The sequence below is a fragment of the Bacillus cereus group sp. BfR-BA-01309 genome (assembly GCF_022664315.1).
Lineage (GTDB): Bacteria > Bacillota > Bacilli > Bacillales > Bacillaceae_G > Bacillus_A > Bacillus_A mobilis.
Map to the genome: position 1 here is coordinate 75,258 of NZ_JAKUHE010000010.1, position 15,056 is coordinate 90,313.

Sequence of the window (15,056 nt, forward strand, 5' to 3'; positions counted from 1 at the left end):
TTGATAAAATATTCAAAACTATCAATCTCCTTTTTCTATTATTATGACAAAACTAATAATGAAGCAACTATTAAAACTCCCCATGTACATAAAGTACAAAAAGAATAAAATTGTCATAATATTGAGATTTCATTCTATAGACAGTACAATTCAACTACAATGAACACGCTTTCATATATACCTTTTATTACTAAGCAAGAGGAGGAATGATTATGGCTCAAGCAAAATCTAATCGAGTCGCCAGCAATATTTTCAAAGGTTCAGTCGGCAATTTAATTGAATGGTATGACTGGTACGTTTACTCTGCTTTCGCTGTTTACTTCTCAGCAGAGTTCTTTCCTAAAGGCGATCCAACGAGTCAGTTACTGAACACAGCAGCTATTTTCGCAGTTGGATTTCTAATGCGCCCTATCGGAAGTTTATTAATGGGACGCTATGCAGATCGGCACGGACGCCGGGCAGCATTAACGCTTTCGATTACGGTTATGGCCGGTGGTTCTTTAATTATCGCCTGTACACCGAGTTACGAAAGCATCGGAATTATGGCACCAATTATTTTAGTTCTTGCCCGTTTACTGCAAGGATTATCACTCGGCGGAGAGTACGGAACTTCGGCAACGTATTTATCTGAAATGGCTAGTAGTGGTCGCCGAGGCTTTTATTCAAGTTTCCAATATGTAACGCTCGTTGCTGGGCAAATGGTTGCGTTAGGCGTTCAAATTGTTCTTCAGCAATTGCTAAGCGAACCAGATATGAAAGCTTGGGGTTGGCGCATTCCGTTCATTATTGGAGCGATGGGCGCAGTAGCTGTATTATGGCTTCGCCGTACAATGGATGAATCGGAGCAATTCTCAAACATAAAATCACAAAAACGCGAAAATGCAGGAACCGTTCGCGCGCTTATGAAACATCCGAAAGCAGTATTAACAGTAGTCGGCCTAACATTAGGAGGCACTGTTGCATTCTATACGTACACAACATATTTACAAAAGTTCATGGTAAACACAGTCGGTCTTCCAAAAGAAGTTGTAAGCTGGATTAACTTTGCCGCACTACTTATTTTCGTCGTACTTCAACCAATTGCGGGGCTACTATCCGATAAAATTGGACGCCGCTCACTATTAATGGCTTTCGGTATTCTCGGAACCTTACTAACAGCACCAATCTTCTTCTTCATGGAAAAAACGACAGAACCAATGGTAGCATTCTTACTCATGATGGTCGGTCTCATTATCGTTACCGGTTATACTTCCATTAACGCGATTGTAAAAGCCGAACTCTTCCCAACTGAAATTCGCGCACTTGGCGTAGGTTTACCGTATGCGTTAACAGTTGCGATATTCGGTGGAACAGCAGAATTCATCGCATTATGGCTAAAGAGTATCGGAATGGAATCACTATTCTACTTCTACGTAGCCGGATGTATCGCAATCAGCTTTATCACGTATTGGCGTATGGATGAGTCATCGAAGACTTCGCAGATTGAGGCGGAGCTTGGTGGTGGGGATAGCTTGAAGAATGGGACTAGTTCAAAATAATAAAATCACCTTGAGCAGGATGACTTCTTTATATAACACCCCTCAAAGAGAATTTTCTCTCTTTGAGGGGTGTTATTTTTCAATTTTCACTTGGTCTAGATTTATAATCTTTCTTCCGAGCAAACTCCATGTTTTTCTTTTAATTCTTCATATACCGATTGTGATGAGGTTGACGACCTTTTTTTACTTTTAAATACTTTTTGAACGGGCAACCAGAACAATCCCACACTCCTTCCCGCGCAAAAGAAAAAGCACCTTCAATTAGCTCTAAAACCAATGGATTCTTTGATAGTTCGCTCGTAACAAATAGTATGATTATAAATTTTAAAAATAAATATTATAGTCACCCAAAATAAAAAGCGTGAGCTATTGGGCTCACGCTTAAGGAGAATTTTAATTTAAATGTTTTTATAAAAGTTAATTTTTAAGTTATCATTTTTATACATTTTTTGTTCTTGTCCCAAATCTCAATTAAATTTCTAAGTTCCGTGATTTCAATCTTACATATATTAGGATTATGGATAGAATATAAATCTCCAAGTATAGTTTCATCCTTTTTTACTTGAATTGCACATAATGTACCTTGAAATTCATTATATTCTTTTAAATTATTTAATACTTCATCAATTTTTTGTAACCATCATTTAACTGGAATCCCTTGGATATCGTTTTCTAAAAATGTTGCTACAATTTCTAGTTCTTTTGATAATTATATTTTTAAAGAATCTAGATCATCATTTTTTGTCACTTTATATATTTTTCATTTGTAACTACTCAGCTACCCTAAGATTTTAATGGTTTAATATTTTGATTTTCAAGTTTGCCTTTACAAATTCCTGTTAGCACTGATAATAAGAAAAACAGGCCGTAAAACGGGCGATCAATTTGATCATAAAGGTCATACGCTTCGCCAAGTGGAACATCCAAATCATGTGGTTGTTCACCCTGTAACAATTACTAACAGCAAGTAGAAAACGTTTGGATAAATAAGAAGCAAATTAATGATTAAAAGATTGTAACCCCTACTATAAGAAATACTATTATTACTAATGGAAGAATGATAATCATAAAGGACACTATTATTGTTAATAATGCTTTCCATGCTGAAAATTGGTGTGCTTCTCCTAAACATTTTAAGGAAATAATGATTGTCCAAATTCCAATAACTATATCAATTATGGCAAAAATAAGAAACAAAATCGTTAAAGTTATGCTACTCTCCATTTTCGGTGTCTCACTCGTAAAGTTTTCTATCCCAAACAAGAAAAATGAAGGCACCCAAACTAATATAAGAGAATAAACGTAAGGGATATAAGAATAGGCAACTGCGTAACGTGTTTTTTCAAATGTACCTTGTCCACCAAGTTTTTTTGCCACCCAATTAAATAACGCTGGTAGCAAAAAATAATAAATTAAGAAAGCAACGAAGGTACCAAATATAACCATTGAGATTATTGAAACTGGACTACTTATTGAATCCCCCACATTTTTAGAAGATGCTCGATCTAAAGTCTGTACGAATGAGCCTAATAAAATGAGTAAAAACACATTCTTAGGTTTGGATATAAAAATTTCTTTCATTGTATCACGTGGTTTTGTCCAAATGGAGAACCAAGGATTAAGTACACGTTTAAATTGATTTTCTGGAGTTTCCATAAAAAAAACATTCCCCTTTCTTAAAACATATTAAATATAAATCCCTAATTATCCCAATTATGTACATATAAATATTAAAGCATAAATAGTCGATTATTTAAATGTAAATATTCAATCATTTCATTTCATCTGAACTTAGGGGGAGTGCTTCTTAACAATTCCCTCTATATTATCTTGCATTTTTAACTATGGGCTGAGTAGTTACTTTCAATTTTGAGTACCTCACATTCTTTAATACATTGGATAAACAGTTATAATTTTATCATTAATAAGAACAAGCTTAGAATATCATCTTCCACTTATACATCTTTTATTGCTATAAGCTTCGTGAATGGCTTCCATAAGAAGAATGCATTATATACTTGAAATACAACAAATCCCCTTTAAAAGCCTATACGTATTTTCCCTCCATCTTCTATATGCTTCCGTAAATAATAATACTTATGGAGTTCTATAATCATATAAAACAAAACAAACGAAAACACTGTGCATGCAGACATAAATACAATTGCCCCCATCTGTTGTGTTGCAATGCTAAGAATTATATTAGCAATTAACTGCCCCGATCCCGCTGCAATAGCTACTACTTTTACACCACCAGTTCCTTTCGATGATTTTGATTTTTTTCTTGGTTCCTGAAGTTTTTCAATATGATTTTTATAAAAATAATACAAAGCAAAACCATACAAACCAAATGAAAGAATAAAATAGATGGGAGTTTGTAATTGTAACACTTCATAAGCATATTTTTGCGTTATAACCAATAATCCGACTGAACATATGATGCCATATACTCCCCGAAATAGAGTATATTGTAATTGTCGTTTCCGAGGGTTGATAGCAATCCATATCGCCCACAAATTTAAAAAAACAACTGGAGGAGTTACTATATATACATAGAGTAATCGAAAAGGATTCGCAAACGCAGGCAAAAGAACGAACACATCTGCCCCCAAAAGGACAAGACCAATTACGTGGACCCTTATTTCATTTACAGGATAAAGAGCCATATAATGTGCAAAAGCTTTCTTATTAAAATCTGTATTTTTTTTCATGTTAATTAAACCACCCCGCTATTGTTCCAATCGGTAAAAGTTTCATAGCTATTTATTCTCCTTTTTTCAAAATTTATCCATAATATTATGAGCAACTATATTCCATAGTAAAGAAAGTACGGTAACAAAAAGTACAGCTAAAGAAAAATAAATCCTATCCTTCCATGTATCATGTACAATCATGCCCAGTATAATCATTATTAACGCACCAACACATATAACTATTTTTGAAAATTTTTGCATTCTATTATCTCGCTTCCTTCTCAAACTTAAATGAAACTCCTGCGGAATCTATAACCATACCCACCTATTATAATCTCACCTTTGACACTTCTATCATAATCACCTAATACAGGTATATAATCAGGTATCTTAATTTTGCTTTATATGTTTGCAATACTATCAACGTTTCAGATGGCCTTTTTACATTCCTTATTTAACCCCGAAATGTTAAAATAGGCTGTTTATTATCATTTAATATCCTTTTACCATTACTATCTGTTAATGGTACCATTTTTTGACTAATCGGGTGTTGAAATCTAGGTATATTTAATTTCTTTTAAACTAGCCCCCTAGATTCATGAGAATTTCCCCCCTCAATCTTCTTAACTTTGAGATAATATTAAAAAGACTTATGCGTAATTCACATAAGTCTTACTTTTGTTACTCATAATTAATTATTATTTGTCTTTGTAATCACATAAGCTAGAAAATACTTCTCAAAAGGACAAACCAATAATGCACCACTCTAAAAAAGAGAATTGATATCTATTAAATATAATAATCAGGATTTCCTTCCATTTTTATTAAAAATTCTTCTAAAGAATCCGCTATTTTCTCATCCTCAGAGTAAATAGGACATTGACCTAATTCATTTTCCTGCTTAAATTTAATTGTTAAAAAGCTAATCTCTGATACTTCAAAAAATACTAGTGATTCTTCATCATCGACATCGTCCAAATTAGGATTATATTCATAAATATCTTGTCTTAAACGAAAATCTACAACAGAAAATGGGTCCATAAATCTGTTAATAAGAGTCTTATTAGTCTTTAAAAATCCATAGCCAATTTCCTCATAGAAACGCTTTAGTTCTTTTGGAAACTGCATTTTCAACAAATCTTCTGCTTCTGCTATCTCTTCTTTTGGTAAAGGATAAAAAATAGGTGTTTGATTAGATTTAACACTCTTGTCTGCTACAACATATTTTTTCAAAAAGTTAAACATAATTTTTACTACCTCCTTACTAAAGAAGAGTTGGTTTCAATGCTTCCTCAAGCATTGTATTGAAATCATTATATGTTTCCATCACTGTACCAGATGGTTTATCAAGTTCTAAGTAAGTACTTTCAGATATGTTTTTACAAAACCATGCTATATTTGAATCTCCAAGGAAAAGATACTCTTTTTGAAATTCATTTTCATACCAAATCTCATTGGTTTCTATAAGCCCGCAAATTGATTCGTCCCTTTCTGTATCTAACAAATAAGAGTCGACTCCATAAAGTACTAGCCCGTTAAAATCTAATCCATTTACAGTTTTAAGAAACTCCTCATATTCACTCGGTAGGTCAACATTAAAACTCTCTTTCATGCGTTCTCTTAATTTCTTAACTTCACTATCTGTTGCTGGTGTATTCAGTTTATCATTAAAACTTTTCTCTATTTTTTCAATTTCCAAAATCATATTTTTCCACATATAAATTTCACCATTTCTTCAGCTTGAATCAGTTCAAAAATTTCTTTTTCATTTCCCTCATAATTGTTTAACATTCTTAGAATTTCTAAATCCTTTGCATCCATGTCACTAACTCCTATCAATTATTTTAGGACTTTCTTTTACATGTTTGCTTCTGAATCCCATACCTCGATAAATTCAAAACCTTTTAAATCACTTTCTAACACTGTATTTCTAAATTCATCTGATACAAAAACGGAAGGAATATGTAATATTTCATTTAAGTAAACTTTAAATATCGTTTGGTTCTTAACCATATTAGGTAAGAATGCGTATTTTTTGAAATCTATTACTAAGCCAGAACGTAGTTTCTTTAGTATAGCTTTCTCATAGTCAATAGCATCTATTACATTTAAAACATTAATTATATAATACACTTCTCCCGTCACATCATGAATTAGGGGAAGAAATTCTACATTATCACCAAGTATAGACTCTAAGAATTTTTTAGCTTTCCCACTAACCATCGGTGTACCAACTTCTCCTCAAAAATGAGGCAAATCACTTTGATTTCCTTCTTCTACACATTTAATACGTATTTCTCCCCATGAATCAGATGCTTTTACTGCCGAGTCAATTTTTCCTTTAAAATACTTTTTAGAATCTTCTTCTAAATTCAATAGTTGAAAGGATTCATAGTCATCAAATGAACTCTTTAATTCCCAAATTTTCATTTTTACTCTCCTTTGTTATTTTTCTATTATAAGATTACTCTTTCTTCGGTTTATTTAATTTTAATTCACCATTCAATAAACGTTCTCTTATATCATGTAAGGCGTCAACAGCATCTTCTTGAGTACCGCCCCGTTTCTTAACAAGACTTAATACTCTCTCTACTTCAAGTATGTACTCTGAACTATGCTTTCCTATGTGTAAGACTTCAGTAGTCACGTATTCATTAACCTTATAAGGTAAAAATACTCCATTAGCCGCCGAATCATGGTCTATCCCAAATTCCTTTAATAATTTTTGTGCCTTTTCTGCCCTACTATCGTTCCAAGGTGTTAGATGATGTGCTGCATTAGAATATGGGGGTGGTCCAATCCCTGCATCCTTAAGTTCTTCATGTAATACTTTAGATGCTGTATACGAATCAGAGTACATATTAATTACTATAAAAACAATAAAAACTTCTTCTTAACTTTGAGATAATATTAAAAAGACTCATGCGTAATACACATAAGTCTTACCTTTGTTACTCATAATTAATTATTCGTCCTCGTCTTCATAATCACGTAAGCTATTAAGCAATTCCGTAAAAGATGAACAAACAGGATAAATTTCTTTTTCTATCTCTTCTTCCTCATGTTCCCAAAATACAATAGTTGGTGATTGAGAATTATTCCGATAATCAAAGCATAAGTGATTTCCAAACGAATCTTTGCCAAAAGGATATACCTTATCTACTAATCTATCTTTTATATCTTCATATACTTGAATAATGGAATTTCTACTTTCTAAATCAAAAGTTAAAAGTTTACTAAACACATTTTCATCTTGATTAGGTATATCAAATATTTTAGGGCGTGGATAACCACCATCATATTTTTTCACACATTCAATAAAATCAATAGGAAATTTAACACCCAAATATTGTTCTACTTGTTGAATATGTTCATCTGTAATTTCTTTTTTATTTACCCCAATCCAAGTAACATTATTCATATATAGTCCCCTTATTTATCACTATCTTTGCCCCAAACTTTATATCCGCTAGTATGACCAGTTTTTCTACGCAACTCATAATCTACGAGTTGCATTCGTCCTGTGTCTTGGTAGTGATGCCATGTAAATGCATCAGGTACCTCCCCATGTTTAAATAATTCTATTTCTTCTTCTGTGAATTTTGAAGCCAATTTAGGATCTTTCATTATTTGTTCATATAATGCCTTACTGCATATTCTATCATGTGTTGGTCTAGATTTTTTGAAGTCTGCTTCTTTTAGTGTTACTTCAGCTTTACTCCACAACCCACAGCAAAGTCCTAAGCCATAAATATGAGTTAATTTTCGAACTAAATCCAAAGTTTCTCACCTGCATTTTTGTTTAATTTCAACAGAATATATGATACATCACATTTGAGATGCATACAGGCATTATAAACAAAAAGAACGCCACAATCTCAATATACTTTCATGTGCCAAAATATATGGACCGACAAACCAAACAAAAAAAGACCACCAAAAGGCAGTCTCTCAAAACTCAATCCTATTCCCAACTCCACTCTCCACCGCTTTTTCATACAAATACTTCGCAACGATAATGTCTACTACTGCCAAACCAACTGATTTGAAAATAGTAATCTCTTCGTCGTTTTCGCGTCCGGTTTTTTCCCCGCTTATGATTTGTCCAAGTTCGGCGTGGAGATTGCTAGTTTTATCGGAATTTGAAGGTCACCTGTTTCTAAATCACATTCAATTAAGCAATCCTACAAATGCCTCTTCTTCCTCATCTATAAAACCTACAAATATAATTTCTTCGATATCCTCATGATTAAATACAAATGTATACTCAGGATTAATGTATCCTTCTGGATAAAAACAGCCAATATAGTCATACATCACAGGTTCTTTAACCATAAGTTTTTGTTTTCTTCCATAAATCACAATTTTCTTCGTCCCACCTTTTAATAGAACAATAGAACCATTTGGTAAAAACTTTTCTTTAGAAAATGGCATAATCCCCCATCCTTCCTTTATCTAAATGTAATTCTATATTCATGATCTTACTTCTCCCTTTTCCATAGTCTTTACTGACTATAGGAGAACCGCGATTATATACTTAATATTCAATACAGACTCTTTAAAAGGTTTCATGTGTTCTACCTCCATCTTCTATATGCTTCCTTAAATAATAATACCTATGGAGTTCCATAATGAAATGAAACAAAATAAACGAAAGCATGGAGTATACACACATTAATACAATTGCTACCATCTTTTGTGTTGCAAAACCAAGACTGATATTAGCAACGAGTTGACCCAATCCTATAAAAGCCACTACTCCAAAACCAGAGTTTTTTTTCGATGATTTTGATTTTTTGATTGGCTCCTGAAGTTTTGTTATATGATTTTTATAATAATAATTCAAAGCAAAAATATACAAACCAACCGAAAAAATAAAATAGATAGGAGTTTGTAATCCTAACATTCCATATGCAAACTTTTGGGTTATAACTAATAATCCTACTGAACATACGATGCCAAATACCCCACGAAATAGAGTGTATTGTAATTGCCGTTTCCTAGGATTTATAACAATCCATATTGCCCATACATTTAAAAAAGCAACTGGTGGAACTATTATGTACATATATATCGGTTGAACAGGATTCGCAAAAACAGGTAAAAGCACAAATATATCTGCTATCCCAATCACAAGAGTAATTATAGTCGACCTTATATCATTTACAGCATAAAGAGCCATATAATATTCAAAAACTTTTTTATTAAAATCTGTATTTCTTTTCATGTTAATTAAACCACCCTGCTACTGTTGACCAAGTTTTTTTCGCACCAGTTTTCACCATATCCTTAATACTATCATCTTCACCATCACCATCTACATCAACATCCCATTTTACACCTTCTGTTAAGTATGTTAATCCTACTGAAATACCGAATCCTGCTGCTGCAACTGCCAAAACTGGCGCAGCAGCAGGAAGAACTGCAACAGTCAGAACCGCAGCCCCTACAGTTGTTGCTCCTCCCACTACAACATTACCAATAATATCTCCTGCAATTTTATCATTCGAGGCATTATTTTTGATATTCTCACTCGTATCCGTATATGAATCTATAGCTACACTAGCCCATCCAAGCTTATCCTTTAAGGCCATTTTGGCTGCGCTTCCTTTTTTTATCATAGCTTCTATTTCTTTTATCTTAGGAGTAGCAGTTCCATTTTCGATTTTCTTTTCGATATCATTTACATAGTAAATCTTATGATCTCTATGCCGCCCATTAACTTTTTTATTATCTTTAACAGAATCATAACTCTCTCTTATAAGAACTCGTTTGTTTTTTCTATCAAATTCTTTTTTTACCTCATAACCATTCCTTACTTTATAAACTGTATTCCCTACTGCAGCTGCACCTGTAAGTGTTCCAAATGTATTCCCCACTCCATCCAATGGTACCATTGGATCAAAGCCAGTCATACCTAAAAATGACTCTTTTTTGTCTACTTCACCAGATTCAGAATCCTTATTTAACCTTTCAACTTCACGAGCTTTATCTGCTGTAATTTTTTGAATAGGCCCCGTCCAATCCATATTCAATCCTTGTGTACTAAATGTACCGCTGACAACACTAAACCCTTTCCCACTTTGAACTTCCGCAAGACCTGCAGCAATACTAGCTGCTAATTGAAGTGCTGTACTATAATTATTACTAGAGGTCTGATTGAATTGATACAAATGATCCAGCTTTTCTTGCAGTTTTTGCCTCATAACAATAAAAAGATTTACCATGGCATCCATACCTGGCATTGGCATAGCTTGATTGACAGCTTCCATACTTGTTTTCATTCGGTCAATTTCTCGAATTTGTTCTAATATCTCATGTTCAATTACATCTGTCGAAGCTACTTGTGATTGAAAGTCACTTGGAAAAGCATTATTCTGACGAATTAGTTCTTCACATAAGTAAATAATTCCTTGCGCTAGAGGCCGAAAAGTTTGTACAAAAAATGATTTTGCACTGCTATATGTTTGCCCCTGTAACACAGTATCAGTTGCAAAAGCATCAATCGACTGAATGGCTTGTTCCATACCTTGAATGGTAGCGGTACATACAGCATTCATACTTTGAGTTTGGTTTTGTACTTCTCCCAAATACATATTTAAACTCATGAATTAGCCTCCTTTACTAATTGTTGTTGCTGATATGAAAGATCATTTTCTAAGTCACTAAGATCTCGTTTCTCTTTAAACAATGTTTCTTTTTGGCTTTCCAATTCAAATGTAAGTTTTCGTTCTATGTATTGTGCTTCTTGACGCATATCCATAAAAAACAATGACATTTCTCTATCTTTATGCCAAGTTCCTAAAATACGATCAAACAAACGATGGTTTTGATTCTTCCATGCATGAAAATCTTCTTCTACTTTTTCCTGTTTTTGAATCGCAGATTGATTTCGGTCCTGCTCTTCAAATACACTTCGTAACTTTTGATTTACTTGATTAATTTGTTTTTCAATATCTTGACTCATCATATTCCTCCTACTATTTTACTTTACGTAGGTTGTCACATTAGCGAAAGGTATTATGAAGTTCATTATCCATTCTCTCAAACTCGTTAGATACCAAATGAATATTATCAACCGCTTGTTGAAAGGCAGCGGAAAATTGTTTCGTCAAGTCTAAAACTTGCTGATTCGCTTCTTGTGATTTGAAGTTAACAGACAACGTTGTACGCGTCGCCTTTGTTATAGAACGACTGGTTGCACTTTGAATTCTATCAGAGGCTGATCCCATTTTCGTAGCAATTTGCGTTGCTTTTTGTAAATCACTTTGAAATTGTCCCATTCTTTCAAATCCTTTCTATAAATTTTCCAAATGCATTAAAGAAATCTCATTATATATATCCCTATCAATATCACTCGCTCTAGGAATTCAATCAAATGAGCCATACACTATAAGCTGTATGGCTCATTAAAAATGCTTGTTATATAGAGTAAAACAATTTTTATTTCAAACCGAAATTACGTGATAATTCTTCATCATGAGAAGCAACAGCCTCTGCAGTTTTATTAAGTTGCATATTAATTTCTTGTAATAGCTGTGCGAAGTTTTGTACTTTTGGCTTTAATTGATTGAACTGTTGATCAAAACCTTCGAAAGCACGACCTTCCCATTCTCCTCTTAATTCATTTTGTAAGTTTTGTAGTTGACTTAAAATGTCCTCAATTTGATTTGCACCTTGTCCATATCGAGCCGCTTTCGATTTAAGCTCCTCTGGTGACATACGAATTTGTCCAGCCATTTTCATTTCCCCTTTAATACATAATAAGCAAAATATATTTTGGTTAATTTTACTAAATATATTATAATGTATTATTTTGAACTTTTAAACATTTTATCTTTCTATTGAATATTAGAATATTAATATTCTATTTTTTCTTGCTTTACAAAATTTCATGCAAAAAAAGAGGAGCCATCTCCTCTTCATAAATAATCACTATTTAATTTGTTCCTTATACTCACGGTTAACAATTACATACCATTTTCCTGTATCAAATTTTTCCTTATTAATCACGTAAACTTTATTTTGTCTCCTTACCTCCCCTGGTTTTAATTCCTTAGTAATACTAGAGGTCTCACCTTTTTCAACCTCATAACTACTAGCTGCCCACACATCACTTTGGTAAGCATTATCATTTTCATCCACTAAATCCACTGATGGTAAAATAGCTAATTTCATCGATTCGTTTGTAATATTTTTCCCTTCTGCTTCTACAACAATAAAGACATGTCCATCTTCAGGTTTTTGGAATCCTATACTCTCTTTACCAACCTTATCTCTTTCTACAACTCTTTTTACAGTTACATCAAATGTAGGTGTATGAAAATCCTTGTTTACAGCATACTCTTTTTCTTTTATTTTTGATTTCTCTTTTGTTTGTTCTGTATTTTTCTGCTTTGTATTCTCTTTCGTTTTCGCCTCATCAGTTGTTTGTACTTTCTTTTCTTCTTGTTTAGAATTGGTTTCTTTAGATTCTGAAGAAGTTTTGTCGGATGTATTGCCGCAACCAGATAAATTGAATACTAAAGCGCCACCTAAAATACATGTAGTAAATTTTTTCAACATCTCTTTTTATCCCCCAATAACACAATATGTAAATTTCTTACTTATCATAGCAAAAAATATAATCTTAAATTGTTGCATCTTGTCGAACAATTAAGAACAATCAATTATTTTTACATAAAATGAGTTAAAAAACTAGTAGCCTATAGAAAATCCCTCTAAAATGATTGTTATATATGATCGAAAATGTAGAATGAAATTAAAGACAAAAAACACATTTAGGAGGTTATTATGACATTTGATGAATTGAAAAAAAACAAACCAACAACCTCATGGGTTGAGTATGATGAAGATGGGGAATTTTTCACTGAAGAAAATATGGGTGCAACAAATACGGTTCTTGACACTTACATTAACAATTTACAGCAATTAGGGGAGAACCCAACCGAAGTCGAAGTCATGCAAGCTGTTAAAGAGGTCGTTATGAAATTAAATGAACTAAATATCGAACATGACCATTTTATCGAAACTATGGAAAGAGAAGATCTCTATGAATTTATCGATGCAGCTGCACGAATAGCTGGCTTAGAATCCGAAGAAGATATAACAGAAGAATGGCGGGAATGGTAAAAAAACTGCATTTACTCCTTCATAAAAATTTGTCCCTTATTCTCCAATTGGAAAATAAGGGACAAACAAAGATAATCAAATACTGATATATATTAAAATCTCCACTCATTTCCCATTACTTTAAAATACAGTTTTTCAAATCCACTAAAATACTTACTATAAATACTTAACATTTCAATATATGTATGAATGACTTGACTTAAATCAAAATGAACACCATCTTTAGCTAAGTCATAGCTATCGTCTAGACTATACAATTCAAAGTATTCCGCCTCCCAATGCACCCCCCTGTTGACTAAAAGTCTAGTGGTGCATTTAATTGATTCTTCAATCGTCAGTTCATGTTCTTTTAGTTTTTCATGAATGACGGAAAGAATTAATTTAACAGTGTATTCTTCATCAACCGTGCTACTAAACTCAAATAACTTCCCTTCCATATCATCTATCTTTGCTTTAGACATTAAGGATATCTCAATTAATTCATATGGCGGATTTTCACTTGCTTCAATCAATTTATCACACCATTGAATTACTTCAGCTTTACTCCACAACCCACAGCAAAGCCCTAAGCCATAAATATGAGTTAATTTTCGAACGAAATCCAAAGTTTCTCACCTGCATTTTTGTTTAATTTTAACAGAATATATGATACATCACATTTAAGATGCCTACGCGCATTATAAACAAAAAAAGACCACCAAAAGGCAGCCCCTCAAAACTCAATCCTATTCCCACCCCCTCGCTCCACCGCTTTCTCATACAAATACTTCGCAACAATAATATCTACTACTGCCAAACCAACTGATTTGAAAATAGTAATCTCTTCATCGTTTTCGCGGCCAACTTTTTCTCCGCTTACGATTTGTCCAAGTTCAGCGTGGATGTCGCTCGCTTCAAATAAACCTTCTCGCACTGGAACTTGAAGGTCACCTGTTTCTTCTAGTGCTGCTTCTTTTGATTCGACTACTACTTTATTTGCGCCCGCGATGGCGTGGGATGGTAGTTCTTGCATGTTCGGTTTGAATGAGCCGACGGCGTTTATGTGGACGCCTTTTTGTAGTTTTTCTGAGAAGACTGGTGTGGATGCGTTCGTAGTTGTGACGATAATGTCTGCTTCGCTTATTGCTTCATTTGCATTTGTGTGAACATATGCAGGTTTATTGAATCTCTCTTGTATATATTGCGAGAATGCATATGCTTTTTCTTCTGTTCGATTGTATAAAATGACTTTTTCAATATCTCTTACCGCAAATACAGCTTCAGCAATTCCCTTCGCCTGTTCTCCTGTCCCAATGATGCATAACGTTTTTGCGTTATGGCGAGCTAAATGTTTTGTCGCTACTCCTGACAAGGCTCCTGTTCGAATCATCGTTAAGTAGGATCCTTCTAAAAGTGCGAGCGGTTCTCCCGTTTGAAAGTCTGATAGCATCACAATCCCGTTTATCGTTTTCTTTCCTATCTTTTTGTTCTCAGGGACTACTGTTACTACTTTTAAGCCAAGTGCCTCAAACCCTTCCGCTACTGAAGGCATAATTAATGCCGTATTTTTCTCGTTCGCAAATGGTAATGAGCCGCGAATTGGCGTGATCGTTCTTTCTGCGGAAAATTCTTTTAAAGCAAGCGCCGCGTATTCAATGACTTCGTTCATATTTACTAAGTTTCGTTGTTCGTTCGCGCTTATGACTAGCATATT

General features: G+C 33.6%; 18 protein-coding genes and 4 pseudogenes. 2 read left to right on the forward strand and 20 right to left on the reverse strand.

Annotated elements, in window-relative coordinates; all coding sequences use genetic code 11:
* Positions 1-212: 212 nt before the first annotated feature.
* On the forward strand, positions 213-1,538 hold the full coding sequence (locus MR115_RS19270) for an MFS transporter (protein ID WP_242242368.1): 1,326 nt from the start codon (positions 213-215) through the stop codon (positions 1,536-1,538).
* Between the two features lie 783 nt (positions 1,539-2,321).
* Here MR115_RS19270 and MR115_RS19275 read toward each other — a convergent pair.
* The 18 genes and pseudogenes from MR115_RS19275 to MR115_RS19360 form a co-directional block, all read right to left on the reverse strand.
* Complete coding sequence (locus tag MR115_RS19275; protein WP_242242370.1) at positions 2,322-2,492, reverse strand: hypothetical protein; 171 nt, start codon at positions 2,490-2,492, stop codon at positions 2,322-2,324.
* 51 nt (positions 2,493-2,543) lie between these two features.
* Entirely contained in the window at positions 2,544-3,194 is a 651-nt protein-coding gene (locus MR115_RS19280; protein WP_098048638.1) for a Yip1 family protein, read from the reverse strand.
* A 383-nt stretch (positions 3,195-3,577) separates the two neighbouring features.
* Positions 3,578-4,249, reverse strand: a complete 672-nt coding sequence (locus tag MR115_RS19285) for a hypothetical protein (protein ID WP_242242372.1) — start codon at positions 4,247-4,249, stop codon at positions 3,578-3,580.
* Between the two features lie 771 nt (positions 4,250-5,020).
* Positions 5,021-5,476: an SMI1/KNR4 family protein gene (locus MR115_RS19290; RefSeq protein WP_242242374.1), complete on the reverse strand. Its 456-nt coding sequence runs from the start codon at positions 5,474-5,476 to the stop codon at positions 5,021-5,023.
* A gap of 19 nt (positions 5,477-5,495) precedes the next feature.
* Positions 5,496-5,948, reverse strand: coding sequence for a YrhA family protein (locus MR115_RS19295; RefSeq protein WP_242242375.1), 453 nt, complete (start codon positions 5,946-5,948; stop codon positions 5,496-5,498).
* Between the two features lie 140 nt (positions 5,949-6,088).
* Positions 6,089-6,661, reverse strand: a pseudogene (locus MR115_RS19300) (imm11 family protein).
* 34 nt (positions 6,662-6,695) lie between these two features.
* A complete protein-coding gene (locus MR115_RS19305) occupies positions 6,696-7,091 on the reverse strand; it encodes an AHH domain-containing protein (protein ID WP_242242377.1) in 396 nt (131 codons plus the stop codon).
* A 105-nt stretch (positions 7,092-7,196) separates the two neighbouring features.
* Positions 7,197-7,652, reverse strand: coding sequence for an SMI1/KNR4 family protein (locus MR115_RS19310; RefSeq protein ID WP_061680356.1), 456 nt, complete (start codon positions 7,650-7,652; stop codon positions 7,197-7,199).
* Positions 7,653-7,663: 11 nt separating this feature from the next.
* A pseudogene (locus tag MR115_RS19315) lies at positions 7,664-7,945 on the reverse strand (HNH endonuclease); the annotation flags it as partial.
* Positions 7,937-8,011 (reverse strand): annotated as a pseudogene (locus MR115_RS19320) (protein kinase); the annotation flags it as partial. The pseudogenes MR115_RS19320 and MR115_RS19315, both read right to left, overlap by 9 nt.
* Before the next feature lie 171 nt (positions 8,012-8,182).
* Positions 8,183-8,391: pseudogene (locus MR115_RS19325) on the reverse strand (ornithine cyclodeaminase family protein); the annotation flags it as partial.
* A gap of 10 nt (positions 8,392-8,401) precedes the next feature.
* Positions 8,402-8,665, reverse strand: a complete 264-nt coding sequence (locus MR115_RS19330) for a DUF4176 domain-containing protein (protein ID WP_001116623.1) — start codon at positions 8,663-8,665, stop codon at positions 8,402-8,404.
* A gap of 124 nt (positions 8,666-8,789) precedes the next feature.
* Positions 8,790-9,458: a hypothetical protein gene (locus MR115_RS19335; protein WP_242242379.1), complete on the reverse strand. Its 669-nt coding sequence runs from the start codon at positions 9,456-9,458 to the stop codon at positions 8,790-8,792.
* A gap of 1 nt (position 9,459) precedes the next feature.
* On the reverse strand, positions 9,460-10,839 hold the full coding sequence (locus tag MR115_RS19340; RefSeq protein WP_242242380.1) for a T7SS effector LXG polymorphic toxin: 1,380 nt from the start codon (positions 10,837-10,839) through the stop codon (positions 9,460-9,462).
* Positions 10,836-11,198, reverse strand: coding sequence for a DUF3958 family protein (locus MR115_RS19345; protein WP_048545593.1), 363 nt, complete (start codon positions 11,196-11,198; stop codon positions 10,836-10,838). Before MR115_RS19345 ends, MR115_RS19340 begins: the two co-directional genes overlap by 4 nt.
* Before the next feature lie 40 nt (positions 11,199-11,238).
* Positions 11,239-11,514, reverse strand: a complete 276-nt coding sequence (locus MR115_RS19350) for a TIGR04197 family type VII secretion effector (RefSeq protein WP_242242381.1) — start codon at positions 11,512-11,514, stop codon at positions 11,239-11,241.
* A 160-nt stretch (positions 11,515-11,674) separates the two neighbouring features.
* Positions 11,675-11,971, reverse strand: coding sequence for a WXG100 family type VII secretion target (locus tag MR115_RS19355; RefSeq protein ID WP_000918591.1), 297 nt, complete (start codon positions 11,969-11,971; stop codon positions 11,675-11,677).
* A 195-nt stretch (positions 11,972-12,166) separates the two neighbouring features.
* Positions 12,167-12,796 carry a hypothetical protein gene (locus MR115_RS19360; protein WP_242242383.1) on the reverse strand — a complete coding sequence of 210 codons (630 nt, stop codon included), beginning with the start codon at positions 12,794-12,796 and terminating at the stop codon, positions 12,167-12,169.
* A gap of 228 nt (positions 12,797-13,024) precedes the next feature.
* Here MR115_RS19360 and MR115_RS19365 point away from each other — a divergent pair, with 228 nt between their 5' ends.
* Entirely contained in the window at positions 13,025-13,363 is a 339-nt protein-coding gene (locus MR115_RS19365; protein WP_098136844.1) for a hypothetical protein, read from the forward strand.
* A gap of 92 nt (positions 13,364-13,455) precedes the next feature.
* On the opposite strand, the gene MR115_RS19370 is transcribed toward MR115_RS19365, so the two are convergent.
* On the reverse strand, positions 13,456-13,968 hold the full coding sequence (locus MR115_RS19370; RefSeq protein ID WP_242242384.1) for a protein kinase: 513 nt from the start codon (positions 13,966-13,968) through the stop codon (positions 13,456-13,458).
* Positions 13,969-14,075: 107 nt separating this feature from the next.
* Entirely contained in the window at positions 14,076-15,053 is a 978-nt protein-coding gene (locus MR115_RS19375; RefSeq protein WP_242242386.1) for an ornithine cyclodeaminase family protein, read from the reverse strand.
* Positions 15,054-15,056: the final 3 nt, after the last annotated feature.

What these genes read in the sequence shown, in the direction of transcription:
- MR115_RS19285 (WP_242242372.1), bottom strand. Translation starts at nt 4,249, where the DNA reads ATGAAAAAAAATACAGATTTTAATAAGAAAGCTTTTGCACATTATATG.
- MR115_RS19335 (WP_242242379.1), bottom strand. Translation starts at nt 9,458, where the DNA reads ATGAAAAGAAATACAGATTTTAATAAAAAAGTTTTTGAATATTATATG.
- MR115_RS19305 (WP_242242377.1), bottom strand. Translation starts at nt 7,091, where the DNA reads ATGTACTCTGATTCGTATACAGCATCTAAAGTATTACATGAAGAACTT.
- MR115_RS19340 (WP_242242380.1), bottom strand. Translation starts at nt 10,839, where the DNA reads ATGAGTTTAAATATGTATTTGGGAGAAGTACAAAACCAAACTCAAAGT.
- MR115_RS19330 (WP_001116623.1), bottom strand. Translation starts at nt 8,665, where the DNA reads ATGCCATTTTCTAAAGAAAAGTTTTTACCAAATGGTTCTATTGTTCTA.
- MR115_RS19280 (WP_098048638.1), bottom strand. Translation starts at nt 3,194, where the DNA reads ATGGAAACTCCAGAAAATCAATTTAAACGTGTACTTAATCCTTGGTTC.
- MR115_RS19365 (WP_098136844.1), top strand. Translation starts at nt 13,025, where the DNA reads ATGACATTTGATGAATTGAAAAAAAACAAACCAACAACCTCATGGGTT.
- MR115_RS19290 (WP_242242374.1), bottom strand. Translation starts at nt 5,476, where the DNA reads ATGTTTAACTTTTTGAAAAAATATGTTGTAGCAGACAAGAGTGTTAAA.
- MR115_RS19350 (WP_242242381.1), bottom strand. Translation starts at nt 11,514, where the DNA reads ATGGGACAATTTCAAAGTGATTTACAAAAAGCAACGCAAATTGCTACG.
- MR115_RS19375 (WP_242242386.1), bottom strand. Translation starts at nt 15,053, where the DNA reads ATGCTAGTCATAAGCGCGAACGAACAACGAAACTTAGTAAATATGAAC.
- MR115_RS19345 (WP_048545593.1), bottom strand. Translation starts at nt 11,198, where the DNA reads ATGAGTCAAGATATTGAAAAACAAATTAATCAAGTAAATCAAAAGTTA.
- MR115_RS19355 (WP_000918591.1), bottom strand. Translation starts at nt 11,971, where the DNA reads ATGGCTGGACAAATTCGTATGTCACCAGAGGAGCTTAAATCGAAAGCG.
- MR115_RS19360 (WP_242242383.1), bottom strand. Translation starts at nt 12,796, where the DNA reads ATGTTGAAAAAATTTACTACATGTATTTTAGGTGGCGCTTTAGTATTC.
- MR115_RS19295 (WP_242242375.1), bottom strand. Translation starts at nt 5,948, where the DNA reads ATGTGGAAAAATATGATTTTGGAAATTGAAAAAATAGAGAAAAGTTTT.
- MR115_RS19270 (WP_242242368.1), top strand. Translation starts at nt 213, where the DNA reads ATGGCTCAAGCAAAATCTAATCGAGTCGCCAGCAATATTTTCAAAGGT.
- MR115_RS19310 (WP_061680356.1), bottom strand. Translation starts at nt 7,652, where the DNA reads ATGAATAATGTTACTTGGATTGGGGTAAATAAAAAAGAAATTACAGAT.